The 25,720-nt window shown below is 56.4% G+C and carries 24 protein-coding genes and 3 tRNA genes; 13 read left to right on the top strand and 14 right to left on the bottom strand.

Translation table 11 applies throughout. The features are described 5' to 3' along the window. Nucleotides 1-22 precede the first annotated feature (22 nt). The 3 genes from AC3EMD_RS25305 to AC3EMD_RS25295 are packed head-to-tail and all read right to left on the bottom strand — an operon-like array spanning nt 23 to nt 3,909. Nucleotides 23-2,566 carry a fimbria/pilus outer membrane usher protein gene (locus AC3EMD_RS25305; protein WP_259890339.1) on the bottom strand — a complete coding sequence of 848 codons (2,544 nt, stop codon included), beginning with the start codon at nt 2,564-2,566 and terminating at the stop codon, nt 23-25. A gap of 34 nt (nt 2,567-2,600) precedes the next feature. Beyond that, complete coding sequence (locus AC3EMD_RS25300) at nt 2,601-3,287, bottom strand: fimbrial biogenesis chaperone (protein ID WP_055323249.1); 687 nt, start codon at nt 3,285-3,287, stop codon at nt 2,601-2,603. 58 nt (nt 3,288-3,345) lie between these two features. After that, nucleotides 3,346-3,909, bottom strand: a complete 564-nt coding sequence (locus AC3EMD_RS25295) for a fimbrial protein (protein ID WP_012543123.1) — start codon at nt 3,907-3,909, stop codon at nt 3,346-3,348. A 478-nt stretch (nt 3,910-4,387) separates the two neighbouring features. Between AC3EMD_RS25295 and AC3EMD_RS25290 the strand changes: the two genes are divergently transcribed. Then, nucleotides 4,388-5,032, top strand: coding sequence for a winged helix-turn-helix domain-containing protein (locus tag AC3EMD_RS25290; protein ID WP_012969123.1), 645 nt, complete (start codon nt 4,388-4,390; stop codon nt 5,030-5,032). A 153-nt stretch (nt 5,033-5,185) separates the two neighbouring features. On the opposite strand, the gene epmB is transcribed toward AC3EMD_RS25290, so the two are convergent. Continuing rightward, nucleotides 5,186-6,214, bottom strand: coding sequence for an EF-P beta-lysylation protein EpmB (gene epmB, locus AC3EMD_RS25285; RefSeq protein WP_008807210.1), 1,029 nt, complete (start codon nt 6,212-6,214; stop codon nt 5,186-5,188). 41 nt (nt 6,215-6,255) lie between these two features. Between epmB and efp the strand changes: the two genes are divergently transcribed. From efp to sugE, 4 genes are all read left to right on the top strand, one after another. Continuing rightward, nucleotides 6,256-6,822: an elongation factor P gene (gene efp, locus AC3EMD_RS25280; RefSeq protein ID WP_002885506.1), complete on the top strand. Its 567-nt coding sequence runs from the start codon at nt 6,256-6,258 to the stop codon at nt 6,820-6,822. 73 nt (nt 6,823-6,895) lie between these two features. Continuing rightward, on the top strand, nt 6,896-7,027 hold the full coding sequence (locus AC3EMD_RS25275; RefSeq protein ID WP_002885511.1) for an entericidin A/B family lipoprotein: 132 nt from the start codon (nt 6,896-6,898) through the stop codon (nt 7,025-7,027). 158 nt (nt 7,028-7,185) lie between these two features. Then, nucleotides 7,186-7,332, top strand: a complete 147-nt coding sequence (ecnB, locus tag AC3EMD_RS25270) for a lipoprotein toxin entericidin B (RefSeq protein WP_004206423.1) — start codon at nt 7,186-7,188, stop codon at nt 7,330-7,332. A 143-nt stretch (nt 7,333-7,475) separates the two neighbouring features. Next, entirely contained in the window at nt 7,476-7,793 is a 318-nt protein-coding gene (gene sugE / locus AC3EMD_RS25265) for a quaternary ammonium compound efflux SMR transporter SugE (RefSeq protein ID WP_008807209.1), read from the top strand. On the opposite strand, the gene AC3EMD_RS25260 is transcribed toward sugE, so the two are convergent. From AC3EMD_RS25260 to frdA, 5 genes are all read right to left on the bottom strand, one after another. Next, on the bottom strand, nt 7,790-8,323 hold the full coding sequence (locus AC3EMD_RS25260) for a lipocalin family protein (protein WP_008807208.1): 534 nt from the start codon (nt 8,321-8,323) through the stop codon (nt 7,790-7,792). The genes sugE and AC3EMD_RS25260 overlap by 4 nt on opposite strands. A gap of 113 nt (nt 8,324-8,436) precedes the next feature. Beyond that, nucleotides 8,437-8,796, bottom strand: a complete 360-nt coding sequence (gene frdD, locus AC3EMD_RS25255) for a fumarate reductase subunit FrdD (protein WP_002885526.1) — start codon at nt 8,794-8,796, stop codon at nt 8,437-8,439. 10 nt (nt 8,797-8,806) lie between these two features. After that, nucleotides 8,807-9,202, bottom strand: coding sequence for a fumarate reductase subunit FrdC (gene frdC, locus AC3EMD_RS25250; RefSeq protein ID WP_002885530.1), 396 nt, complete (start codon nt 9,200-9,202; stop codon nt 8,807-8,809). Nucleotides 9,203-9,212: 10 nt separating this feature from the next. Next, nucleotides 9,213-9,947, bottom strand: coding sequence for a fumarate reductase iron-sulfur protein (gene frdB / locus AC3EMD_RS25245; protein WP_004177729.1), 735 nt, complete (start codon nt 9,945-9,947; stop codon nt 9,213-9,215). After that, on the bottom strand, nt 9,940-11,730 hold the full coding sequence (gene frdA, locus AC3EMD_RS25240; protein ID WP_302073830.1) for a fumarate reductase (quinol) flavoprotein subunit: 1,791 nt from the start codon (nt 11,728-11,730) through the stop codon (nt 9,940-9,942). The genes frdB and frdA overlap by 8 nt, the downstream gene beginning before the upstream one ends. A gap of 275 nt (nt 11,731-12,005) precedes the next feature. Here frdA and epmA point away from each other — a divergent pair, with 275 nt between their 5' ends. Both epmA and yjeM read left to right on the top strand, forming a co-directional pair. After that, nucleotides 12,006-12,983, top strand: coding sequence for an elongation factor P--(R)-beta-lysine ligase (gene epmA / locus AC3EMD_RS25235; RefSeq protein ID WP_008807206.1), 978 nt, complete (start codon nt 12,006-12,008; stop codon nt 12,981-12,983). 188 nt (nt 12,984-13,171) lie between these two features. Next, complete coding sequence (gene yjeM, locus AC3EMD_RS25230) at nt 13,172-14,674, top strand: glutamate/gamma-aminobutyrate family transporter YjeM (RefSeq protein ID WP_016160143.1); 1,503 nt, start codon at nt 13,172-13,174, stop codon at nt 14,672-14,674. A 37-nt stretch (nt 14,675-14,711) separates the two neighbouring features. On the opposite strand, the gene mscM is transcribed toward yjeM, so the two are convergent. From mscM to rsgA, 3 genes are all read right to left on the bottom strand, one after another. After that, nucleotides 14,712-18,041: a miniconductance mechanosensitive channel MscM gene (gene mscM / locus AC3EMD_RS25225; RefSeq protein ID WP_022064597.1), complete on the bottom strand. Its 3,330-nt coding sequence runs from the start codon at nt 18,039-18,041 to the stop codon at nt 14,712-14,714. A gap of 24 nt (nt 18,042-18,065) precedes the next feature. Then, on the bottom strand, nt 18,066-19,028 hold the full coding sequence (gene asd, locus AC3EMD_RS25220; RefSeq protein ID WP_224224558.1) for an archaetidylserine decarboxylase: 963 nt from the start codon (nt 19,026-19,028) through the stop codon (nt 18,066-18,068). 160 nt (nt 19,029-19,188) lie between these two features. Beyond that, entirely contained in the window at nt 19,189-20,250 is a 1,062-nt protein-coding gene (gene rsgA / locus AC3EMD_RS25215; RefSeq protein WP_008807202.1) for a small ribosomal subunit biogenesis GTPase RsgA, read from the bottom strand. A gap of 94 nt (nt 20,251-20,344) precedes the next feature. Between rsgA and orn the strand changes: the two genes are divergently transcribed. After that, the gene (orn, locus tag AC3EMD_RS25210; protein WP_004206435.1) at nt 20,345-20,890 is read left to right on the top strand and encodes an oligoribonuclease; all 546 of its coding nucleotides are present in this window, start codon (nt 20,345-20,347) and stop codon (nt 20,888-20,890) included. A gap of 40 nt (nt 20,891-20,930) precedes the next feature. Here orn and AC3EMD_RS25205 read toward each other — a convergent pair whose 3' ends face one another. Next, nucleotides 20,931-21,662, bottom strand: a complete 732-nt coding sequence (locus tag AC3EMD_RS25205; protein WP_016160145.1) for a transporter substrate-binding domain-containing protein — start codon at nt 21,660-21,662, stop codon at nt 20,931-20,933. Nucleotides 21,663-21,957: 295 nt separating this feature from the next. Here AC3EMD_RS25205 and AC3EMD_RS25200 point away from each other — a divergent pair. From AC3EMD_RS25200 to AC3EMD_RS25190, 3 genes are all read left to right on the top strand, one after another. Next, nucleotides 21,958-22,033: transfer RNA gene (locus AC3EMD_RS25200), tRNA-Gly, on the top strand. Nucleotides 22,034-22,101: 68 nt separating this feature from the next. Further along, a tRNA-Gly gene (locus AC3EMD_RS25195) sits at nt 22,102-22,177 on the top strand. A 72-nt stretch (nt 22,178-22,249) separates the two neighbouring features. Then, a tRNA-Gly gene (locus AC3EMD_RS25190) sits at nt 22,250-22,325 on the top strand. A gap of 271 nt (nt 22,326-22,596) precedes the next feature. On the opposite strand, the gene queG is transcribed toward AC3EMD_RS25190, so the two are convergent. Next, nucleotides 22,597-23,736 (bottom strand): tRNA epoxyqueuosine(34) reductase QueG, encoded by a 1,140-nt coding sequence (gene queG / locus AC3EMD_RS25185; RefSeq protein WP_008807198.1) that lies wholly within the window; start codon nt 23,734-23,736, stop codon nt 22,597-22,599. A gap of 13 nt (nt 23,737-23,749) precedes the next feature. Between queG and nnr the strand changes: the two genes are divergently transcribed. Both nnr and tsaE read left to right on the top strand, forming a co-directional pair. Next, a complete protein-coding gene (gene nnr, locus AC3EMD_RS25180) occupies nt 23,750-25,261 on the top strand; it encodes a bifunctional ADP-dependent NAD(P)H-hydrate dehydratase/NAD(P)H-hydrate epimerase (protein WP_164728984.1) in 1,512 nt (503 codons plus the stop codon). Further along, entirely contained in the window at nt 25,254-25,715 is a 462-nt protein-coding gene (gene tsaE, locus AC3EMD_RS25175; RefSeq protein ID WP_012543113.1) for a tRNA (adenosine(37)-N6)-threonylcarbamoyltransferase complex ATPase subunit type 1 TsaE, read from the top strand. The genes nnr and tsaE overlap by 8 nt, the downstream gene beginning before the upstream one ends. Nucleotides 25,716-25,720: the final 5 nt, after the last annotated feature.

Here is a 25,720-nt window from a genome sequence, read left to right as displayed (position 1 = left end):
CAATATATTCCCCTATGGATGACTAACGGCAAACCGCTTCGATTTGACTGATGCCAGTCGCTTTGCCTTCCCTGGCCGGTAAAGTAAATGAAGCATTGCACTGCTGCGCGGCGCTTTTGCCCCACTGAACGTTAAGGATCCCGGTCTGCTGCAAGCCGGACATATAGACCATGCCCGCGTCGCTGACGATACTTGGCTGCGATTTACTATTTCCGGCGAGCAGGACCATTGCGCCATAAGGTACGTCCTGACCATTGGCGGTTTTCAGATGCACAAAGGCCCGCTGGCCGATATTGCCGTCATAATTAGCACGCACGATGGCGCCTCGCGTCGGAACAACGCTCTTCGTGGTTTCTGGCAGTTCCATATCTTCACCAAGGGTGGTGCTGTCCAGTGTGATATCGGTGCGACGATAAGGTGTAACGTACGGGACAATAGCGTAACCGCGATAGTCGGTGGAGATGGTGTTATCGTTTGCCAGTCTGACGTTATCCAGCCCTGGTGCTTTAACCAGTACGGCGGCGTCGGTGATGTCCTGGCCAAGCGTGATGCCATCGGCATGAGCAAGAATGCTGCCGTTGGCGCCGTAGTCAATACGTTGGCTGTTATTGTCATAGCTATAGCCAGCATTAACGCTGCCGCGGGCACCGTTATAGGTTGCGCGCATATCGCCGCTGTAGTATTCCCGGTTGCTGTACCCTTGCTGCAGGCTCCACTCGAGGCTGTCGTTATCCAGCCCGACCCCCCCTATAGATACCGACTGATCGGTTGATCCCGGATTGCTGTTGGTTAACTGATAGCTGGTGTAGGTACCCGGCAGCCAGTTGCTCAGCGGCAGGGTCACCGTCAGGGTGATGCGCTGATCGTCCTGGGCGTCTTTACCGGAGCTATCCCCGCTCCAGGTGTAACGGTTATAGCTATAGCCCAGATAGTAGTTCACATTACGGAAGCCGCCGTTATAGCCCACGCTGATCGACTTGTTGGTGCGCTTATCATCCCAGTAATCTTCAATTAACCCGCTAACGGACAGACTCCCCAGGCCTTTACCCAGGCTTTGGTTAACCGTCAGGTTGGTACGGTTACGCAGCGAACGCGGACTATAGTTGCCGTCCTTAGAGTAGCTATCCAGCACCTCGGAGAGGGTATTAAACCCGCGGGTGGAATAGCGGTAGCCCGCGATGGTGACGTTAGTGCCGGTTTCGACGATGTTTTTCCCGTAACGTACCCGCCAGGACTGCCCGGAGGTCTTTTCATCGTCTTTCATTTTCGACCAGGCCTGGGTGACGTCTGCTGAAGCAGCGCCAAGCTCGCCGAGGTTATAGCCGAGACCCGTCGATAGCGCCTGGTAGCGCGAGGCCGCCTGCATGCCGCCATATACTGTCAGGCTGCTGGAGACGCCGTAGGTCGCGGTAGCCTGAGTAAATGGCGTTTCATCGACTCCACCATCGTAAGGTCGATATTTACCGGAAGTAATCTCATACTCCAGTTGATTTTCACGCACCATGACCGGCAGGGTGGCGAACGGCACAACAAATTCTTGCTTGGATCCGTCGGACTCTTCCACGCTGACGTAAAGGTCGCCGCTACCGCCGCTCGGGTACATATCGGTGATTTCAAATGCCCCAGGCGCCACGTAGGTCTGGTAAACCTGGTAGCCGTTCTGTTTAATGACGACGCGGGCGTTGGTTTTGGCGATACCGCGAATAATCGGCGCATAGCCACGCATACTTTCCGGCAACATCGTGGTATCGGTGGCCAGCTGAATACCGGTAAACGGCACGCTGTCGAAGATGGTTGAGAGCGATGAACTTTCGCCCATCACCAGGTTACTGTTGATCGGGCGAATACTGCGCTGCATATAGAGATAGGCGGAATCCCAGTCCCCGGCATCGCCATTGTTTTTATTCCAGGTGCTGAGGTTGCGGATACGCCATGGGCCAACGTTGAGGCCAGACTGCAGGTTCAGGCTGTAGTATTCATCATTGGCCTGCATGTCGTTCGAGCCGCTGAACTGGTAGTTCACCAGCAGGGCGTTGATGCCATCATCAAACTGATCCGGTGGAATATATCCCTGCGCGGTGGTGGATAAGGCCGCCTGCGGAATAGAGATATTTAAGCGCTGGGCGGTGAAGTCAAAGTCCGCTTTGGTGTCCGGAATGACAGAAAAGTTTGCACAGCCGTTTTGATCCTCGGCTAACTCTGGAAAAGCTTTTATCCTTACGCCATATTCCGCGAGAGCTTTTAGACTCAGGCAGGGAACCAGAGCGGGTTCGCGGTTATCGCTGCTGGCGCGATTGTTGGCGACAAACTTTATCGTCCTGGTATCCAGGTAGCGGCCATTAAACATGATATCGACCCGATAATCCCCTGGCGCCTGCGCGTTCTGGGTCTGAAATACGGATAAGTCAGTAGTGGTTGATGGATCGCTACCATTCAATGAGCTAATGAATGAGGGATCGAAAAAGTCACGTGCTTGCGCTTTATTATTCAAACCAGAAAGCAATGCCGGAAGCATTGCAAGGAAGATGGTGGATAGTTTGAATAATCCATTATTCTTATTTGGCATAGACACATCCCTATAATGATAAAATAAATTCTTATTACAGCGATGAGGAGTAGAGCGACCCAGCTCCGCCATAATCATTGACAACTTTCCAGGTAATGCTGGAGGCATTAATATTTTCTTTTAACGTCACTTCTTTGGTCGTCATCGGGGCGACCGAGTTGACTTCCGGCTTCACTTCTTTGCCGCCAATCTGGATGCTATGGAAATAGAAGAAAAAGGGCGTTGGATTTTTGATCGTCAGCTTAGTGCCAGATTTGCGCCATTCGAGCTTTTTCGCTTCCGTATTAGGGGAGAGGTCGAAAAGTGCTTTAGGGCGATAGACCAGACGCATGCGGTGGCGAACTGCCAGTTGAATGGTGTTGTTATTCGCTTTGGCATCATCTGCCGGAGGAATCGCCATGACATTAAAATAGTACATGGATTCCCGGTCGGTCGGCGCATTAACGTTTCCGTTAGAAAACAGACGAACCGTATTCTGTTGTTTCCCTTCAAGGCGGAACAGCGGCGGCGTGGCCATAAAAGAGGGCGCTTTTCCTGCCGGCGCTTCAACCCAGGATTTAATCAGATAGGGAATATCATCTTTATTTTCTATTTGCGCGGTGATTTCACGTGCGCCTTCTTTATACAGATAGCGGGTGGATTCCACTACAATACCGGCATGGGCAATACTGCTGAGGAGTAATGCACAGGAAGCGGTGAAAGTTAATAAAGTCCTGAACATGTTTTTTCTCTGAATGCAAAAAAGGGCCCGCCGTGAAGCGGGGCCCTTTGGGGAAAAATTAGATGGTGTAATCGATAGTAAAGGTCGCAACACCTTTAACCGGGCCTTCGGTTACCGGAGTAGCAGAGTTCACTTTTACATAACCAGTGGTGTACTTCAGCTGAGTACCGGTAGTAGCAGAGTAGCTTTCGGTCATGGTGTCAGAACCGTCGAAGGCTACGCGATGGGAATCGCTGAGACGCTGGATACCGATACCGATACCGGTAGCGCCGCCAGCTGCGGTGTTGTCCAGGATGGTTTTATCGCTGGAGGTGATACCGGCAACGTTTACAGTCAGGCCAGTAACCGGGTTAGCGCTGCCCTGTGCGCAGTCAGTAACTTTAAAACCGAAGTCCTGAGTTTTGAACAGAGTACCTGCCGCTTCAGCATTTGCTTCCGCAGTGGTCACAGTGATCAGCTGAACGATACCGTTGTTCAGGGTACCAGTCGGAGTCACGACGCAAGAGTTAGCTGCATCAGCGACTTCACCCAGTACAGTTACCTGAGCAGTGTTAGTTGCCATTGCCTGAGCACTCAGCACTGCAGATGCAGCGACCATTACAGCTACGATTGTCTTTTTCATTTAATTAATCCATATATAGATACTTAGTCCTGTGTAGAGTCGATAACAGTTATCAAGGGAATGGAGTATGCATTCGCATTGATATTGAAAATAAGCGCCAGCATTCCTTTATATAGTGCTGAGACTAATCATCCTGTTGAACAACGCTACCATATCGCTTGCCATAGCGAACCATGGGAAAGCGGGAGTAATTTAAAAGCATGGTGCAAAAAATGCTTGTGAATTCTTTATGAAATGCCTCTGAATTTAATGCTTTTATAGTAGATTGAGATGCTGCCATTATTTGAGGTGAATTTAATCTGAAAATGCGGGGGTTAAACAAGATAACTGTCGCATATTGATTTATCTCCTGTATTCTGTGTGGCGCCGGTCAATGTGAACTAAACTCGTTCCTTTTTGAAATGCTAATGTTCATAGACCATGTTGGCTGAACTAATTAGAATTTATTATGGATAATGGTTTTTCGTGGGGCAGGGATATGGATAACGCTGCGTTATTTAATGGGTGTATGATTAATCATGAAGTTATCTTTAATGCAAATATGAATGAGCTGCGGCCGCTTTCAGGTGACGGAGAGTGTGTCAGCCTCAATGCGCCCACTGCCAGATGCTTGCTGTTACTCTTGCAGAATAGCGGAAAAGTGATTTCGCGGGATGAATTTCTGGCTGCTGTTTGGGAAACCCGGGGCGTGGTGGTGTCACAAAATACGTTCTATCAAAATATCTCTTTGCTGCGAAAATCATTGCTCAAAGCGGGGCTGTCGGCGGATATCATTATCACCGTCAGGCAAAAAGGGTTTAGCGTCGCGCCAGATACCCTGATCATCCCTCTCTCTGATGAAGAGTGCGAGAATATGAATCGGGCGACATTAACGCATTATCAAAATAATAAGGTTGCCGACGTTACTGCCGAGAGCAAAGGTCATTCTGACGATCACGTAGTTATTCCATTAACAGAAAGCTTAGCGATTCAGGGCAATGAGTTGATAGAGAATAAAGTGGAGATACCAGGAAAACAATCGGAACGATTACAGGTAACTTTTAAAATGCCCACCTGGTTAATCGCGCTGATTGTAGTGATGATTGTGATTAATATCGTGGTGCTGGTGGTGCTTCACCGTTAGCTTGTCGCAATAGGGGGTTATCACGTAATGCGATAGCTGATAGCTGATAGCTGATAGCTGATAGCTGATAGCTGGTTACCTAATCCTCTGGCAAGAAATGGCTTCACATGGTTTGTCTGCCAGACCGTCCTGGCAGACAAGTGAATCTGACGTTTATCGCTGCTTCAGCCCTAAATCCAGCGGCGTCTTGCTGGGTTCCCCGCCGATCTCGCGCGCCAGCTTCGGCACCATGTAGCCGGAGATGAGGGTCAATAGTTCACGCATGATTTCACGGGCTTCATCATCGCTAACCATGAAGTGCGCCGCCCCTTGCACCCGATCCAGCACGTGCAGGTAGTAGGGCATTACCCCGGCGTCAAACAGCGCATTGCTGAGGTCGGCCAGGGTTTGCGCGTTGTCGTTCACCCCGCGCAGCAGCACGCTCTGGTTGAGCAACGTGACGCCCGCCTGACGCAGCATGGCCATCGCCGCGCGGAACTCATCGTCAATTTCATTGGCGTGGTTGACGTGGTTAACCAGGATTACCTGCAGCGACGAACGCTGGAAGCGGCTGGCCAGCGTCTCGGTGATGCGCGCCGGGATCACAATTGGCAGGCGGCTGTGAATACGCAGACGCTTAACGTGCGGAATAGCTTCCAGCTGGGTCATCAGCCAGTCAAGCTCATGGTCCTTTGCCATCAGCGGGTCGCCGCCGGAGAAGATGATTTCATCAAGCTGCGGATGCGCTGCGATGTAGTCCATTGCCGTCTGCCAGTTGCGCCTGGTGCCCTGATTTTCGGCGTATGGGAAGTGGCGGCGGAAGCAGTAACGACAATTTACCGCACAACCGCCTTTCACCAGTAGCAGTGCCCGGTTGTGATATTTGTGCAACAAGCCGGGCACCACGCTGTGCTGTTCTTCCAGCGGATCGGTGGAGTATCCGGGGGCGACGATAAACTCTTCCTCGGCGGTAAGTACCTGACGAAGCAGCGGATCGTTAGGGTTGCCTTTCTCCATGCGGGCGATAAACGCGCGCGGGACGCGCAGCGGGAACAGGCGTCTGGCCTCGCGTCCGGCCAGCAGTTTTTCATCAGCGTCTACATTTAAAAGACGCAGCAGTTCATCAGGACTGGTCACAACATTGGCAAGTTGCGTTATCCAATCTTCTCTGGATGGGGTATTTAGGGTTACAATATGCGCCATTTTGTGGCTTAGCTACCAGTTAAACAATTTCAGAGGGCCTTATGGCGACTTACTATAGCAACGATTTTCGTGCTGGTCTTAAAATCATGTTAGATGGCGAACCTTATGCGGTAGAAGCCAGCGAATTCGTTAAACCAGGTAAAGGCCAGGCGTTTGCGCGCGTTAAACTGCGCCGCCTGCTGACTGGCACCCGTGTTGAGAAAACCTTCAAATCTACCGATTCGGCAGAAGGCGCGGACGTTGTCGATATGAACCTGACTTACCTGTATAACGACGGTGAGTTCTGGCACTTCATGAACAACGAAACTTTCGAACAGCTGTCTGCTGACGCGAAAGCGATCGGTGACAACGCTAAATGGCTGCTGGATCAAGCTGAGTGCATCGTGACCCTGTGGAACGGCCAGCCGATCGCGGTCACCCCGCCGAACTTCGTTGAGCTGGAAATCATTGAAACCGATCCAGGTCTGAAAGGCGACACCGCGGGTACTGGCGGTAAACCAGCGACCCTGTCTACTGGCGCCGTGGTTAAAGTTCCGCTGTTCGTCCAGATTGGCGAAGTGATCAAAGTGGATACTCGCTCTGGCGAATACGTATCCCGCGTGAAATAATTTCGCGTCATGATGACTGGCGCAGCCTCCGTGCTGCGCCGCTCTTTACGCACAGGTACGACGAACACGAGACATGAAGCGCAGCGTAAAACTTCTGGTGTTACTGTTTCTGAGCAGCGCGTTACTGGCTGGCTGCAACACCGCCCGCGGAGTGGGTGAAGATATTCAGGGCCTGGGCCACGCCATCTCTCACGCCGTGAGCTAAATTTCCTTCCGTTTTGCTAGTGGCGGTTGCCTCCTGGCGCGCCAGCTTCCTCCACGAATATTCCTTTTCTCTTAAAAATCGCAAAGATCCCTTCATCTGTGGACGTTTTGTCTATGCTTATAGGGCATGAAAACAAAACTGACACTAAGGATGACATTATGGTGAAAAAAACGATTGCAGCGTTCTTTACGGTTTTGGTCCTCTCTTCAGCACTGACTGCTTGTAACACTACGCGCGGAGTGGGTCAGGATATTTCAGAAGGCGGCAGCGCAATCTCTGGCGCGGCAACCAAAGCTCAGCAATAAACGCCGTCGACGGTACGGTTTTACGCCGTACCGTTCTTCACTTCCCCCATCCTGTTGGATATACTCACTGCGACTTTTCATCCACCTTACGGGACGACCCGTAAGCGTTTCTCATCCGGGGACGGCCCCAGCAAAGGAGCCTTATGTCCTGGATAGTCTTATTTATCGCTGGTCTGCTGGAAGTGGTATGGGCCGTCGGCCTGAAATATACCCATGGCTTTAGCCGGCTGGTTCCCAGCGTCATCACCATCGTGGCGATGGTCGTCAGCATGGCGCTGCTTTCGTGGGCGATGAAAACCCTGCCGGTGGGAACTGCTTACGCCGTCTGGACCGGAATCGGCGCTGTGGGCGCCGCCGTGACCGGTATTGTGCTGTTGGGTGAATCCGCCAGCGCTATGCGTATCGCCAGTCTCGCCTGCATCGTGGTCGGCATCATTGGCCTGAAGATTAGCGCGCACTAGTTGTAGCGCTGATTGACCCAGATCAGTTTGCTGACATCAAAGCCCTGCCGGGTAGCAATATCCAGCATCTGCTGCCTGACCTCCGGAGCGATGGTGGGTGCCCGCGCCAGTAACCAGAGATAGTCGCGATCGGGTCCGCAGACCAGCGCGTAACGATACTCCTTATCCAGGGCAATGACGTTATAGCTGCCGTAGAAAGGGCCGAAGAAGGAGATCTTCAGCGCGGCGCGGCTGGGCTCGCCGGTAAAGTACGCCACTCCATCCGTTTTCTGCCACATACCGCGGTCGGGGTTATAGCCTTTATTGACCACGTCCAGGCCGCCGTCATCGCGTGGGTGCCAGGCGATCGTGACCTTTTCCAGCCCGCTTTCAAAAGGGTGGTCAAAGCGGGCGATTTCATACCAGGTACCCAGATAGCGCTGAACGTCGAAGGGACTGACCACGGTGACGCCCGGCGGTGGGGTGGGCGTGCTGCAGGCGACAGACAGGAACGAGACGGCAATCGCGGTGATTATCGGCAGGATACGCATGGCATGCTCCTTGCTGGCTTTTAAGCTAAGTGTAGAGTCCAGCAGGGAAAAGGCGGCAAGATTTTTACATGAAGCGAGCCCGGTAGCAGAAATGCGACCGGGCTCTTGCAGGATCAGATAAACAGTACGCCAACGAGGGTGATGACGCTGAGGATTGCCGCCAGGCCGTAGAAGACCCACTTACCGTTGGGTACATGGATTTTCAGGTCGTGCATAGCGTGGTGAATACGGTGTAGACCGCACCACAGCGGCAGAACAATCATCAGAAAGATGAATGCGCGGCCGATAAAGCTTTGGGCAAAAGCCAGCACGCGCTCATAGCTGAAGGCGTCTGCCGGGGCGAGCCCCAGCGGCAGCAAGATGCCGACCAGCAGCACCATCACCGGCGCGACGATCGCGCCCCACATGCCGCCTGCGCCAAACAGCCCCCAGAATACGGGTTCATCGGAACGTTTCGGATTGGGATTAATCATCTCAGCCTCCTTACCAGAACAGGGCCACAAACAGGATCACCACAGTGACCACCGCCGTTACCACCCAGAGCCCTTTAATGACCGGCTCTGGCCCCATTTTTTCGCCTTTGATGATGACGTTGGCGGCTTTCGGCGCCAGCTCAAACCAGGTTTTGGTGTGCAGCAGCGCCGCCGCCAGGGTAATCAGATTGAGGATCACCACCACCGGGTTTTGCAGGAATCCGATATATCCCGCCCAGCTTTCGGCGCCGTGCTTGAGGGCAAACAGCCCGTAAATCAGCACAATGCTAAACCATACTGTCGGTACCGCTGTCCCTTCCCGCACCATGTAGAAGCGATAAAACGGCAGCTTTTTCCACCAGGTGGAGGTCATTGGCCGCACGTAGGGTTTGCGTTTCGTCGTCATAATGCACTCCTTAGCGTGGTTTCAGGGTGGCGATAAGAAAGTCTTTCGAGCTTTCCACCTTGCCCTGCTGGATCGCGGCCGCCGGGTCGACGTGCTTCGGACACACTTCCGAGCAGTAGCCCACGAAAGTACAGGTCCAGACGCCGTTCTGGCCGTTAAGCTGCGCCATACGTTCCTTTTTGCCGTGGTCGCGGCTGTCTTCGTTGTAGCGGTGGGCGAGGGTGATCGCCGCCGGGCCGATAAATTCCGGATTCAGGCCGAACTGCGGGCAGGCGGCATAGCACAGCCCGCAGTTGATGCAGCCGGAGAATTGATGGTATTTGGCCATCTGGGCTGGGGTCTGCTTGTTTGGCCCCTGGTCCGGCGTGCGGTTATTGCCGATGATATACGGCTTAATGGCCTCCAGGCTTTCGATAAAGTGGGTCATATCCACCACCAGATCGCGTTCGATCGGGAAGTTGGCCAGCGCCTCAACTTTGATGCCTTTGGTGTAATCGCGCAGGAACGTTTTGCAGGCCAGCTTCGGCACTTTGTTGACCATCATGCCGCAGGAGCCGCAGATCGCCATCCGGCAGGACCAGCGGTAGCTCAGGTCTGGCGCCAGGTTGTCTTTGATGTAGCCCAGGGCGTCCAGCAGCGAGGTCTGCTCATCATAGGGCACGTCATAGAATGCGCTATGCGGTGCGGTGTCGACCTCCGGGTTGTAGCGCACCACTTCGACTTTCAGGTTTTTCATCTCAGCCATGGGTGGTCTCCTTCTTCTCAGCCGCTTCCGCTTCGGCGCCATAGACACGTTTTGCCGGTGGCAGCGTGGTGATCTTCACGTCGCCATATTCCAGACGGGTGGTGCCATCGGCCTCGCGGAAGGCGAGGGTGTGCTTGAGGAAGTTGACGTCGTCGCGCTCGGTACAGCCCTCATCCAGACGCTGGTGCGCACCGCGCGATTCTTTTCGGGCGATGGCCGAGTGCGCCATACATTCGGCAACGTTCAGGCCGTGTCCCAGTTCAATGGTGTACAGCAGGTCGGTGTTGAACACGCTGGAGTTGTCGGTAATGCGCACGCGCTTGAAGCGCTCCTGCAGCTCAGCCAGCTTATCGATAGTTTTCTGCATCAGCTCCGGCGTACGGTAGATGCCGCAGCCTTCCTCCATCGACAGCCCCATTTCGTCGCGGATTTTCGCCCAGTTTTCGTTACCTTCCTGGTTAACGAGATTTTTCAGCCGTTGCTCTACATCGGCGGCCTGTGCATCCAGTGTGGCACTATTTGCCTCAGTCGTCTGTGCGGCGCGCTGCATAGCCTGTTCCCCGGCCAGGCGGCCGAAGACCACCAGCTCGGCCAGCGAGTTGGAACCCAGACGGTTGGCGCCGTGCAGACCGACGGACGAGCATTCGCCCACGGCAAACAGCCCTTTGATCCGGGTTTCGCACAGCTGATCGGTTTCGATACCACCCATGGTGTAGTGCGCGGTCGGGCGCACCGGGATCGGCTCTTTCACCGGGTCGACGCCGACGTAGGCTTTCGCCAGTTCACAGATAAACGGCAGACGCTCCAGCAGTTTTTTCTCGCCGAGGTGGCGGAGATCGAGGTAGACCACGTCGCCGCGCGGCGTCGGGATGGTGTTCCCTTTCCGCCATTCGTGCCAGAAGGCCTGGGACACTTTGTCGCGTGGACCCAGCTCCATATATTTGTTCTTCGGTTCGCCGAGCGGGGTTTCCGGGCCCATGCCGTAATCCTGCAGGTAGCGATAGCCGTTTTTGTTGACCAGAATCCCGCCTTCACCGCGGCAGCCTTCGGTCATCAGGATCCCGGAGCCCGGCAGGCCGGTCGGGTGATACTGAACAAATTCCATATCGCGCAGCGGCACGCCATGGCCCAGCGCCATACCCATACCATCACCAGTAACGATGCCGCCGTTGGTGTTGTAGCGATAGACGCGCCCGGCGCCGCCGGTAGCCAGCACGACCGCGTTAGCGCGGATCTGCACCAGGGTGCCTTCCATCATATTCATCGCTACCAGGCCGCGGGCCTGCCCGTCATCGACCAGCAGGTCAAGGACGAAATGTTCATCAAAGCGCTGAATTTGGGGAAACTGAAGGGAGGTCTGGAAGAGAGTATGTAGCATGTGGAAGCCGGTTTTATCGGCGGCAAACCAGGTGCGTTCGATTTTCATCCCACCGAAGCGCCGGACGTTGACGCTGCCGTCGGGGCGGCGGCTCCACGGGCATCCCCACTGTTCCAGCTGGGTCATTTCCGTTGGGCAGTGATGAACGAAATAGTCGACGACATCCTGCTCGCACAGCCAGTCGCCTCCGGCGACGGTGTCGTGAAAATGATACTCAAAGCTATCGTGATCCTGGGCAACGGCTGCGGACCCCCCTTCTGCAGCGACCGTATGGCTGCGCATCGGATAGACTTTAGAAATCAGGGCGATTTTGGCATTGGGGTTGGCCTGGGCGGCGGCGATAGCGGCGCGTAGGCCTGCTCCGCCAGCACCAATTACGGCGAGATCGGCTTGAAAAGTTTGCACGACATTCCTCCAGTTTTAGTGTATTTCGCCGCCGGGCTGGCGAAAAAGTATCACTGCTCCTTTATAGGTACAGGAGTATAGCCGTAGGGTCAGTAAGGAAAATTGACGTGTTCGATTTTTTTATCGATATGTGCGGTTATTTATCAGTGATATTTATGCATTCAGGTTAACGATAGATTAATGGCATGTAATCTGCCGGGGATTGCACAAAATTTGTTTCACTCGCCGGTTGCGAGTAGACTTCGTGCCCTTAATTTGCAATCGGAGAAAGTACCATGAGCGAGACGGCAACCTGGCAGCCGAGCGCACCCATTCCCAATCTGTTGAAACGCGCGGCGGTGATGGCGGAAATCCGCCGTTTCTTTACCGATCGCGGCGTGCTGGAGGTGGAGACGCCTTGCATGAGTCAGGCGACGGTAACGGATATTCATTTGTTCCCGTTCGAAACCCGTTTCGTCGGCCCGGGCCATTCACAGGGACTCAATCTGTACCTGATGACCAGTCCGGAATACCATATGAAGCGCCTGCTGGCGGCGGGCTGCGGTCCGGTTTTCCAGTTGTGTCGCAGCTTTCGTAATGAAGAGATGGGCCGGCATCACAACCCGGAATTCACCATGCTGGAGTGGTATCGTCCGTGCTATGACATGTATCGCCTGATCAACGAGGTGGACGACCTGCTGCAGCAGGTTCTGGAGTGTCAGCCAGCGGAAAGCCTCTCCTATCAGCAGGCGTTCCAGCGTCATCTGGATATTGATCCGCTCTCTGCTGATAAAACGCAGTTGCGTGAAGTCGCGGCGAAGCTGGATTTAAGCAATATCGCCGATACTGAAGAAGATCGCGACACGCTGCTGCAACTGTTGTTCACCATGGGCGTGGAGCCGCACATCGGTAAAGATCGGCCGACGTTTATCTATCATTTCCCGGCCACCCAGGCCTCGTTAGCGCAGATCAGCCCGGAAGATCATCGGGTCGCTGAGCGCTTCGAGGTTTACTACAAAGGTATTGAGCTGGCGAATGGTTTCCACGAGCTGACCGATGCCCGCGAACAGCGTCTGCGATTCGAGCAGGACAACCGCAAACGCGCCGCGCGCGGCCTTCCGCAGCAGCCTATCGATAACAACCTGCTGGCGGCACTAGAGGCGGGCCTGCCGGACTGCTCCGGCGTGGCGCTGGGCGTTGACCGTGTGGTGATGCTGGCGCTGGGTGCCGAAAGCATCGGCGAGGTGATCGCCTTTACGGTCGACCGCGCCTGATGGCGCTGTCACCTCCTGCCGCCTGAGAGCGGGGGAGGTGACAGACCCGCCCTGACCGATCCTCCCTCACGCTATCCCGGTTTTCGCCCGAATACCCACAATCTCCTTCCGTGCTTTTGCTACTATCCGCGCTCATTTTTTGAGGCCAGGCGTTGCCTGTTGGGTGATGCCCTCGTTTGGATAGATTTATGCATCAACAATTCAAGAAGATGAGCCTGATTGGGCTGATTCTGATGATCTTCACTTCGGTGTTTGGCTTTGCCAACAGCCCGTCGGCGTTTTATCTGATGGGCTACAGTGCGATGCCGTTTTATCTTTTTTCCGCCCTCTTTTTCTTTATTCCGTTCGCGCTGATGATGGCGGAGATGGGCTCGGCTTATCGTCGCGAAGAGGGCGGGATCTATTCCTGGATGAACCACAGCGTCGGGCCGCGCTTTGCTTTCATCGGCACCTTTATGTGGTTTGCGTCGTACGTGGTGTGGATGGTGAGTACGGCGGCTAAAATTTGGGTGCCGTTATCCACCTTTTTGTTTGGCGCGGACAAAACCCAGACCTGGGCGCTGGCTAGCCTGACCCCGACGCAGACGGTGGGCATTCTGGCAGCCTGCTGGATGGGTGTCGTGACCTTTATTGCCGTCAAAGGGATCAATAAAATCGCCAAAATCACCGCCGTCGGCGGCATCGCGGTGATGGGGCTTAACCTGGTGCTACTGCTGGTGAGCGGGGCGATCCTCCTGCTCAACGGCGGCCATTTCGCCCAACCGTTAAACTTCACCTTTTCACCTAATCCCGGGTATCAGTCGGGCATGGCGATGCTGTCGTTTGTGGTATTTGCCATCTTTGCCTATGGCGGAATTGAGGCGGTCGGCGGCTTAGTGGATAAGACTGATAAGCCGGAAAAGAACTTTGCCAAAGGGATTATCATCGCGGCGATCGTTATCTCGGTCGGTTACTCGCTGGCGATTGTGCTGTGGGGCGTGAGCGCCAACTGGCAGCAGGTGCTTGGCGCGCGTTCGACCAACCTCGGCAACATCACCTATGTGCTGATGACCAGCCTTGGGACGACGCTCGGCCAGGCTCTGCACCTGACGCCAGAGTCGGCGGCCCTGACCGGAGTCTGGTTCGCCCGTATTACGGGCCTGTCGATGTTTCTCGCTTACACCGGCGCGTTCTTCACCCTCAGCTATTCTCCCCTGAAAGCGATTATCCAGGGCACGCCAAAAGCGCTCTGGCCGTCGGTGATGACCCGTCTCAACGTCAACGGCATGCCCGCCGCGGCGATGTGGCTGCAGTGTCTGCTGGTCGGGGTGTTTATCGTACTGGTATCGTTCGGTGGGGATAGCGCTTCCGCGTTTTATAACAAGCTGACGCTGATGGCCAATGTCTCCATGACCTTGCCCTATCTATTCCTGACCATCGCCTTCCCGTTCTTCAAGGCGAAAACGCATCTTGACCGACCGTTCGTGATTTTCAAAAACCGTTCGTCGACGCTGCTGGCGACCGGCGTGGTGTTGCTGGTGGTGACTTTCGCCAATATCTTCACCATTATCCAACCCGTCATCGACAGCGGGGACTGGAACAGTACCCTGTGGATGGTCGGTGGACCGATCTTCTTCTCACTGCTGGCGCTGGGGATCTACGAAAGCTACCGTCGGCGCATGGCGTCCGGCGCGCTGGTGATGGAGAGTTAAAGAACCTGCCCGGCGGTGCAGCCGGGCAGGGGATGGTTTACAGGCTACCAGCCGTACGGCGGCTGGTTTTTCCGGCCGAGGTCATGGTTTTACTGCTTTGCCTGCCGTCGATACTTTCCAAACGCATCTGGAACGGAGGGAACGGCATATCAATGCCATGCTCGCGGAAGCCCGCCAGGATCAGCTGATGCATCTCATGGCGCAGCGGCATGCGATGCCCCATCTCCGCGGCAAAAATACGCAGCTCGAAAATCTGGATCCCCTGCTGCAGGTCGACGAGAAACGCCTCCGGCGCCGGGGTATCGATGACCAGCGAGCAGCGATGCGCCGCGGCAATGAGAATTTTCGTGACCTCGTCGGTATCGGCGTCCACGGGGGCCGGCACTGTCAGCACCACGCGGGTGACTGAGTCCGACAGCGACCAGTTGATAAACTGTTCGGTGATGAAGGCCTTGTTCGGCACGATAATCTCTTTCCGGTCCCAGTCACTGATGGTGGTTGCACGGGTATTAATGCGGGTGACGCTGCCCGTCAGGTCGCGAATGGTGACTGTATCGCCGATGCGGATCGGCTTCTCAAACAGGATAATCAGGCCGGAGATAAAGTTGGCGAAGATCTCCTGCAGGCCAAACCCGAGACCCACACCCAGCGCGGCGACCAGCCACTGCAGCTTCGACCACTCAATACCGATCATCGAGAAGCCCACCAGCCCGCCGACGAGCATCAGCAGATATTTGGTGATGGTGGTGATGGCGTAGCCGGTGCCGGGCGTTAAATCGAGATGCTGGAGGATCGCCAGCTCCAGCAGCGCGGGCAGGTTGCGCACCAGCTGAGTGGTGATGATCAGCACCAGAATGGCAATCAACACCGCGCCAAGCGTGATCGGCTCAAGGCTTTCCACCCCTTGTACCGTCGAGGTCACGTCCCACAGCGAGATATTCTCAAGGAAGCCAAACGCCGAGTGAATTTCCGACCACAGCACGATGACCGACAGCAGCGCGATCAGCATCAGCAGGGAACGCACAAGCCGCAGCGACTGGGTACTGATGGCATCGAGATCGACCTCGCTGACCTCCGTCTCCACCGACCCCTCCGGACTGCTGACGTGAACGGGCTCATCTTCGCCGCGGGCGCGCTGGGCGAGAATTTCCGCGCGACGGTGGCGGGCCCGGTCGAAGGCCAGCCGGCGGCGCTGGATCAGCATCCAGCGGCGGATGATGTGATAGACCACCAGCAGCAGGAACCAGATGGCGACCGAGGTTTCCAGACGCGCAAGCAGCGCCTGGGCGGTGGCGAGGTAGCCGACGGCGGCCGCCAGCATGGCCACCAGCGGGGCGCCAAGCATCAGGTTCCACAGCAGGCGGTTCACCATATTGTCGCCATTCCCCTCTTTATCCAGATAGAGCGGAATACCGGCGTGCTTAAGGCTCAGGGTAACCACCGCCAGCGCGCCGCAGATCAACAGGAAGCACAGGCGGCCCAGCGAAGCGGAGAACTCGCGGTCGTTAAGATTATCAAACATGATCAGCGCCATAATCAGCGGCACAATCAGCCCGATGCTCATCAGGTAGTAGCGCATCGCTTTCGCCACGCGGTTACGCGGCCAGCCGAAGTGGGCGATAAACAGCCCGTTTGGCCGGGCGAAGGTGGCGCAGATCATCACCACCCACAGCAAAGGCACGGTCGCCGTGACCCCATCGCCTATCGCCACCGCCAGCGGGAAGGGCCAGGCGGACTGCAGGCCATAGCCGAGCGTCATCCACAGCACCGGCAGCGGCGAGGCCACCAGTATCGACCAGAAGACCGTGCGCAGCGTCAGCCAGAAGTGATCCTGGGTGACTTTCCCCACCCGGGCGCTGGAGCGCTCAAGGAAGCGGGTGAAATGGCGTCGGGAGCTGATGCTAAAGCCAACCAGCAGCAGGGCGGCAAACAGCGGCAGCAAGGTCTCTTTGCTGGTGAGCATCATCGCGCTGGCTTTGCCCAGCTCGCTGATGGTATCCAGGGAGATCAGACGCCGTAGATCCTGGACAATCTCCAGCGGCCAGGAGAAGCCGATGGGGCTGACGTCCGAAGTCCAGAACAGATAGCGGTGGGTCGCTTCGTTGATCTCTTTCAGCGCGTCTTCCAGCTGGCCGTTGGCGACCTTCAGCTTAGTGAGCTCCAGCATCAGAGTATCGCCGCCGCGCAGCAGCGAGTTCAGCAGCTCGTTCTGCGTGCGCAGCTGCGCCTGCAGGATCTTGTTCTGCTCGCTGGTCAGCGGTTGGCCGTCGGCCTGACGGATCTGCCGCAGCTGTGGTTGCTTACTGAGTAAATCTTCAAAGCGCAGACGCTGCACGCGCAACTGTGCCATTTCCGTATCCAGCTGCTGTGGGCGAGGGCGTTCCGGCAGTCGCGCCACCTGGGCGCGTAAGGCTTCACCCAGCAGGTTGGAAGAGCCCAGCCACTGCGATTGCTCGCGCAGGGTGTTTAACGCCTGGCGCACCTGCAGCGTTTGATTCGTCGCCTGCCGCTGCTGGGAGGCCACCAGATCCATGCGCTGCGCCTGCTGGTTCAGCGCCTGGGAGAGCTCCCGGTTGACCTTGAACTGCGCGGTGATGTCCGGCGGCAGGTTTTCACTGTTCTCCGCCAGCAGTTCGGTGCTCTCCAGCGCCTTTTCCGCCTCCCGCTGGCGCTGGCTGTTCTGTAAATTGCGCAGCGCCTGCAGATAGGCATCCAGTTGTTCGCTCTGCTTTTGCGCCAGCTCGGAACGGGCGCGCGACAGCTCCTGGCGGTTGTTGGCGGAAAGCTGGGCGAGGTCGAGTTCATCCACCAGCGCCTTCAGGCGCGCCGATTCCGCCTGCAGGGCAAGATTTTGCGCCTGGGCGAGAGCATTGTTGCCGGTTTGCGTGCCGATGCGGCGCTCAACCTCATTGAGCTGACGACGGGCATCGGTTTGCTGTTGCGGCAGCTGGTTCAGGGAGTCGGCGATTTCACGCGCGCGATCCTGCTCCTGCTGCGCCTGGCGGCTCGATTCCAGCAGCTGGCTGCTGACCTGCAGGATCTCCTGGTTCAGCGCATCGGCGGTCAGGCCGGTTGGCACCTGGCGCGGTTCTTCGCTCAGATTGTTGAGCTGGGAGCGCAGGCTTTGAAACAGTTTGGGGAAATTATCGATAACGTCCTGATACTGACGGGCGCGCTCGAGGGACGATTTTTGCTCCTCAAGCGCGTTCAGCGCGGACTGCAGAACTTCAACGGTTTCAGGCTGGGCGGGCTTTGCCGCCTTCGCCTGTTCCAGTTCCTGGGTTATCTGTTTAGCATCCGGGGCTGTCGCAGCGTACGCCCCGAAACTGAGGCTCAAGGCCAACAGGAAAGTGTATATCAGGCGCACGGCATAACCCTTTTTGCTGAAGAATTAACCTTGGTCTTGTGTATCGTCAACCAGCGGGCTGGCGCGGTGTTCGGCGCGGAGCTCTTCTTCCGGTAACGGCGCGGGTTCAGCAGCGGTGCTGGCTTCCACGGCGGTCGCCAGCGGTTGGCCGATTTTAGTCACGGACAGGCTTTGCAGCGAGTCGACCAGCTTCACCTGGCCCGGGGCAAACAGGTTGATCACGGTGGAACCCAGTTTGAAGCGGCCCATCTCCTGGCCTTTCAGCAGGGCGACGGAGCCTTCGCTGTCGCCAGCGGGCCAGGTCCAGCGTTTAATAATGCCTTCGCGCGGTGGGGTCACGGTGCCGGACCACACGGTCTCGATGCTGCCGACGATAGTCGCGCCCACCAGAATTTGCGCCATCGGGCCAAACTCAGTATCAAACAGGCAGATGACGCGCTCGTTACGGGCGAACAGGTTAGGCACATTCTGCGCCGTCAGATGGTTAACCGAGAACAGGTCGCCAGGGACGTAGATCATTTCGCGCAGGATGCCGTTGCACGGCATGTGCACGCGGTGATAGTCGCGCGGCGACAGATAGGTGGTGGCGAAGCTGCCGTTACGGAACAGGTCGGCCATTTGATAGTTGCCGGCCAGCAGGGCTTCCAGGCTGTAGTCATGACCTTTGGCCTGCAGGATTTTATCGTCTTCAATGGCGCCAAGCTGGCTGATCACGCCGTCTGCCGGCATCACCAGCACATTGGGGTCGGTATTCAGCGGGCGTACGTCGTCGCGCAGCGGACGCACAAAGAAATCGTTGAAGGTGCGATAAGCCGCGGTATCCGGCTTCTGCGCCTCTTTCATATCGACCTTGTAGTATTTCACGAACAGATCGATGACCAGCTTCGTCAACCAACCTGCGCGTTTGCTCGCACCCCAGCCTGCGAGGCGGGTGAGCCACAGTTTAGGCAGAATGTATTGCAGTGAAAGTTTAAGATCGTTTAACAAAGTAGCCTCCAGGCCATGATATGTCGTTCCTGACCCCGCCCGCGGGCGGGGTCCTGAAAAAAGGGGACGATTCTATACGTAAACCTCGCCAAATGGCATCCGCGTTAGTCGCAGTTTGACCGCGTCCTGGCAGAGCCTGACGTGACGCTCAGCTTAATGATCAGTCATCGGACGAGGAAAAGTTTTTACGCGTTTTTACCTGTACCTGCTCCATGCTTTCGAGGATGCGGTGGTAGTTCTCAAAACGGCTTTCGGCGATCTTGCCGTTCTCTACCGCTTCGCGAAGCGCACAGCCAGGATCGTTATCGTGTTTACAGTCGCGGTATTTGCAATGGCCTAAATAATCATGGAATTCGACAAAGCCATGGGTGATTTGTTCCGCTTCCAGATGCCAGAGGCCGAATTCACGAACGCCCGGCGAATCAATCACATCGCCGCCGTGCGGGAAGTGGTAGAGGCGCGCCGCGGTGGTGGTGTGCTGGCCTAAGCCGGAAACGTCCGAGACATCATTGGTGAGAATTTGATCCTCATTCAGCCCCAGCAGGGCATTCAGCAGACTCGATTTACCGACCCCGGACTGCCCGGCGAAAATGCTGATGCGGTCGGTCAGGGCCGCTTCCAGCGGCTTGAGACCGTCCTGAGTCCGGCTGGAGACCATGAGCACGCGGTAGCCGATATTGCGGTAGATGTCCATTTGCTCATTGACGAAGCGCAGGCCATCGTCATCCAGCAGATCGATTTTATTCAGGACGATCAACGGCTCGATATCCTGCGCCTCGCAGGCCACCAGATAGCGATCGATAATATTCAGCGACAGTTCAGGCAGGATCGCGGAAACCACCACGATCTGATCGATATTGGCGGCGATAGGCTTCACGCCGTCGTAAAAATCCGGACGCGTCAGGACGGAGGCGCGCTCGTGCACCGCTTCGACGATCCCTTTGACGTTTACGCCGTCGGCGGCGTCTTTACCCGGCCGCCAGACCACGCGGTCGCCGGTGACCAGCGAACGGATTGTCCGGCGAATGTTGCAGCGATGGACGCTGCCGTCAGCGGATTCGACGTCGGCATGCATACCAAAGCGACTGATGACAATGCCTTCCGACGTTTCGCCAAACAGGTTGTCATCGTAGTCGGCCTTCTCCGCAGTGGTTTTCAGGCGGCGCTGGTGGTTGGCGTTGACGCGGCGCTGCTGGCCTTTGGAGAGTTTATTTTTACTCAATCGAACTGGCTCCTGGTCGCCCTGATGGGGCAAAACCTCTATGATACACGCTATTTTAGATGAATATAGTCACGCAAGAAGGGTGGAAAATAGCATGAGTGCAAATGAAAACAACCTCATTTGGATCGATCTTGAGATGACAGGGCTGGATCCGGAGCGCGATCGCATTATCGAAATCGCCACCCTGGTGACCGATGCCAACCTGAACATTTTGGCTGAAGGGCCGACTATCGCCGTGCATCAGTCGGATGCTCAGCTGGCATTAATGGACGAGTGGAATGTGCGGACGCATACCGGCAGCGGACTGGTGGATCGCGTGAAGGCCAGCGCCGTCAGCGAGCACGATGCCGAACTGGCGACCATTGAGTTTCTTAAGCAGTGGGTGCCGGCAGGCAAGTCGCCGATCTGCGGCAACAGCATCGGCCAGGATCGTCGCTTCCTGTTTAAGTACATGCCGCAACTGGAAGCCTATTTCCACTACCGCTATCTGGACGTCAGCACGCTGAAAGAGCTGGCTCGCCGCTGGAAGCCGGAAATTCTCGACGGCTTTAAAAAGCAGGGCACCCATCAGGCGATGGACGATATCCGCGAGTCGGTTGCCGAGCTGGCCTACTATCGCGAGCATTTCATTAAGCTGTAAACCAATACCGGGCCTGGTGCGGCCCGGTACATCTTTCTGATTATTTAAACCACTTTTGCTGCATCTGCTGGAAGTCAGGCGTCGCCATGACCGCGGTCAGGGCATCGTTGATGGCATTCAGCAACTCCGGATCGTCTTTGCGCACCGCAATCGCATACTGCTTACCGTAATAAGCCGGGTCGGTGGCCCGCTCATCCATGATGGCGTAGTCAGGGTTCTCTTGTTGCCAGGCGTCAAGGGTGGCGAAGTCGCTCATGACGCCGGTTATTTCGCCGGCTTTCAGCGCGGCTAAAGCGCTGGCGACGTCGTCGTAAGGGATCGCCTGCACGGCCTTCTGCTTATCGCGCAGATAGTGCTGGTGCAGCGTGCCTTTCACCACGCCGATTTTTTTGGCTTTCAGATCGGCAAAGGTATGGGCGACATCTTTATTGACGATCACCACCCCGGAGAGGGCCTGGCGATAGGGGCGGCTAAAGGCGACCTGCTTCTCGCGCATTGGGATCACTTCCATACCGGCAATCACCGCATCAAACTTCTTAAAGCGCAATGCCGGGATCAGGGTATCGAAACGCTGCGCCGTAAACTGGCACTGCGCCTGCATCTGCTGGCACAGGGCGTGAGCGAGATCGATATCGAAGCCGACGGGCTGATTTTTGCCGTTGGCGGTGACAAACGGCGGATTGGCCGTGGTAGTGCCAAAATGGAGCGTCTCGGCTGACGCGGTTCCGATGGCCAGCGTGCTCAGCAGCAGGACGGTGAGGACTTTTCTCATGCTAATTCCCTGTTTGGCGTCGTGGTGGCCACGTTATACGTCGCGCCACCGCACTATGATGCGAGCGATTTTGCGTCATTCAGCCGGGCGGAAAAAGCAATTTTGCCCGTTATGACGCTTATTTATACAATTCAGCGGCGTAGGTGGCGAGAAAATGTCCATTTAAACAAAAAACGCAAAAAAGTGATCGTCAGGGGGTTGCAGGGGCATCGAATTCTCGTATAATGCGCCTCCCGTAACGACGCAGAAATGCAAATTACGACGCCATCAAAATATGGCAAAAAAAAGCAGTAACGCGGGAATAGCTCAGTTGGTAGAGCACGACCTTGCCAAGGTCGGGGTCGCGAGTTCGAGTCTCGTTTCCCGCTCCAAAATTTGAAAGCACCATCCTGATCACAGGGTTTCAACTCGCAGATGCGAGGCGAAAGCCGAAGATTAAGCGGGAATAGCTCAGTTGGTAGAGCACGACCTTGCCAAGGTCGGGGTCGCGAGTTCGAGTCTCGTTTCCCGCTCCAAAATTTGAAAGACATACCACACCAGTCGCAGTATTCAGGTTGCTACACGGTAGCTTGAATGACGATGATTAAGCGGGAATAGCTCAGTTGGTAGAGCACGACCTTGCCAAGGTCGGGGTCGCGAGTTCGAGTCTCGTTTCCCGCTCCAAATTTTCTTCCATCTCTTATTTATCCACAGTGCAATCCAGCGCCGGGGATGATTTTCATTTGATATCACAGAAATACTGTGAACAGAGTTATCCACAGGTTGTCGTTCCGTCTTTGACGGCGTAAATGCTTCGCTTTGTAAATAGTATCTTTATATACCATTGAAATTTAACAATTAAATTTCATTTCGAAATGTTAATCCGATCACTTGACCTCGGTCTGCGCCTTGAAACGCAATGTGTTTTAGATTTTATTCACAGCCTGTGAATGAATCAGGCGTCGCGCGGCAAGCCTTTCTCTACTACCCTGACCAGACGTAATTTTTTCGGCAGTTGTACTTCGACGGCGTCGGCGTTCCGCTTGTTTATTTGCTCAGCGATAGCCCATTCGATGTGCTCGTCGAGAAGCGGGTGCTCACCCCGGCGACTCTCCAGCGCGCGAAGATGGGCTTCATCCCAGGGCGCATTGCCCAGCGCGACGGCGATATTGCGCAGCCAGCGCAGGTGGCCAATGCGACGAATCGCCGACCCTTCGGTTACCTTCAGAAACCACGCTTCGCTCCAGGCGAACAGCTCCACCAGCGGTGGCGCATGCAACGCTTTGCGTGGACTGAAATCCTCTTCATCGGTGAGCTGTGAGAAACGGTTCCACGGACAGATCAACTGACAATCATCACAACCGTAAATACGGTTGCCGATAAGCGGACGGAACTCCTCCGGGATAGAGCCTTCCAGTTCAATGGTGAGATAGGAGATGCAGCGCCGGGCGTCGACGGTGTAGGGCTCAACGATGGCGCCGGTGGGGCAGATGGTCATGCAGGCGACGCAGCGTCCGCACTCCTCCGCAACCGGGCTGTCGACCGGTAGAGGCAGATCGATCAGCAGTTCGCCGAGGAAAAAGAATGATCCCGCGTCGCGGCTTAAGATAAGTGAGTGCTTACCTGTCCAGCCAAGGCCCGCTTTTTCTGCGATTGGCCGCTCCAGGATAGGCGCGGAATCGACAAAAGGTCTAAAATTGAGCGAAGCACACTGTTCCTGAATCTTCTCCCCCAGTTTTTTCAGGCGATTACGTAGCAGCTTATGATAATCACGCCCGAGGGCATAACGGCTGACGTAACCCAGTGCGGGATCTTTCAGGGTGCGGGCAAAGGCGGCGTTGGCGGGCAGATAGTTCATCCGCACGCTGATAACGCGTAACGTACCGGGCAGCAGTTCGTGGGGACGGGCGCGCATCATACCGTGACGGGCCATCCACTCCATTTCGCCGTGGTATTGTTTATCCAGCCATGCCTGCAGTTTGGGTTCACTGGCGCTGAGGTCGGTATCGGCGATACCCACCTGCTGGAACCCGAGCTCTGTGCCCCACTGTTTGATTTGTTGCGCTAACTGAACGAGATCGAGGGGCTGTGACATGATGGACCATACAATGACGAAAAACCCTGACAGTATACCATACAACATTTGGCCTGCGGAGGCGCTGCGCCTGGCCGAACGAGAGGCGGCGGACAGCCTGGGGCTGACGCTGTTCGAACTGATGCAGCGCGCGGGCGAGGCGGCCTTTCAGCTGGCCAGCCGCGCTTATCCCGCCAGCGCGCACTGGCTGATCCTCTGCGGACATGGCAACAACGGCGGCGACGGATATGTGGTCGCGCGTCTGGCACAGGCCGCGGGGCGGCGGGTGACGCTGCTGGCGGTAGAGAGTGACAGCCCGCTGCCGGAAGAGGCGCAGGCGGCGCGGGAGGCGTGGCTTAACGCCGGCGGCGTGATCCATGCGGCGACTATCCCGTGGCCCGACGATATCTCACTGATTATTGATGGCCTGCTCGGCACCGGTCTGCGCAGTGCGCCGCGCGATCCCGTCGCGGCGCTCATCCACCAGGCGAACCACCACCCGGCGCCGGTGGTGGCGCTGGATATCCCTTCCGGCCTGAATGCGCAGACCGGCGCGACCCCAGGTGCAGTGGTTCAGGCCGACCACACCCTGACCTTTATCGCCCTCAAACCCGGGCTGCTGACCGGCAAGGCGCGGGATGTCGTCGGGCATCTCCATCATCATGCCCTTGGGCTCGAGCGCTGGCTCGCCGGGCAAAGTACTCCCCTGACGCGGTTTTGCGCCGCCCACCTCGCCGACTGGCTGCCGCCGCGGCGGGCCACCTCCCATAAGGGCGATCACGGCAAGCTGGTGATTGTCGGCGGCGATCGCGGCACAGCAGGCGCTATCCGTATGTGCGGTGAAGCGGCCCTACGCAGCGGTGCAGGGCTGGTGCGAGTGCTTACTCACCCGGAGAGCGTGGCGCCCATTGTCACCGTGCGGCCGGAATTAATGGTAGATGAACTGACGCCCCAGACCCTGAAAGCCGCGCTGGAATGGGCTGATGTGGTGGCGATTGGCCCGGGTCTGGGGCAGCGCGAATGGGGGCGCAGCGCCCTGCGCACGGTGGAAAGTTTTAACAAACCGATGGTCTGGGACGCTGACGCGCTGAACCTGCTGGCATTCAATCCCGATAAACGTCACAATCGCGTGTTAACGCCGCACCCCGGCGAAGCGGCCCGTCTGCTGAACGTTAGCGTGGCAGAAATTGAAAGCGATCGCTTACTTTCTGCGCAGCGTCTGGTAAAACGGTATGGTGGCGTGGTTGTGCTGAAAGGCGCAGGCACGGTGGTGGCCAGTGAAAGCGGGGCGATGGGCATTATCGATGCCGGCAATGCCGGGATGGCCAGCGGCGGGATGGGCGATGTGCTTACCGGCATTATTGCCGCATTGTTAGGACAGCACCTGACGCCGTATGATGCAGCCTGTGCCGGGTGCGTCGCTCATGGCGATGCCGCCGACCGGGTGGCCGCTCGCGAGGGCACCCGCGGTATGCTGGCGACCGATCTCTTTTCCACGCTCAGGCGTGTTGTTAACCCGGATGTGATTGACGTAGACCATGATTAACCGAGTGATTCCTTTACCCGATGAGCAGGCCACGCTGGCCCTTGGCGACCGCATCGCGCAGGCCTGTACCGGCGCCACCGTGATTTATCTGTATGGTGATTTAGGCGCGGGGAAAACGACCTTCAGCCGCGGCTTTTTGCAGGCGCTCGGTCACCGCGGCAATGTCAAAAGCCCAACCTATACCCTGGTGGAGCCGTATACCCTCGAGAATCTGATGGTATATCACTTCGATCTCTACCGACTGGCGGATCCTGAGGAACTCGAATTTATGGGGATCCGTGATTATTTTGCCGACGATGCCATCTGCCTGGTGGAATGGCCGCAGCAAGGCGCAGGTGTCCTGCCTGACCCGGATGTTGAAATTCACCTTGATTACCAGGCACAAGGGCGTGAGGCGCGTATTACCGCGATCTCCTCACGGGGTGAGTCTTTACTGGCGCGTTTAGCCATTTAGCCTGA

Source organism: Klebsiella sp. PK18 (genome assembly GCF_057784655.1).
The sequence above is the reverse complement of the archived record's forward strand: the minus strand, read 5'-3'. Positions and strand labels throughout refer to the sequence as shown.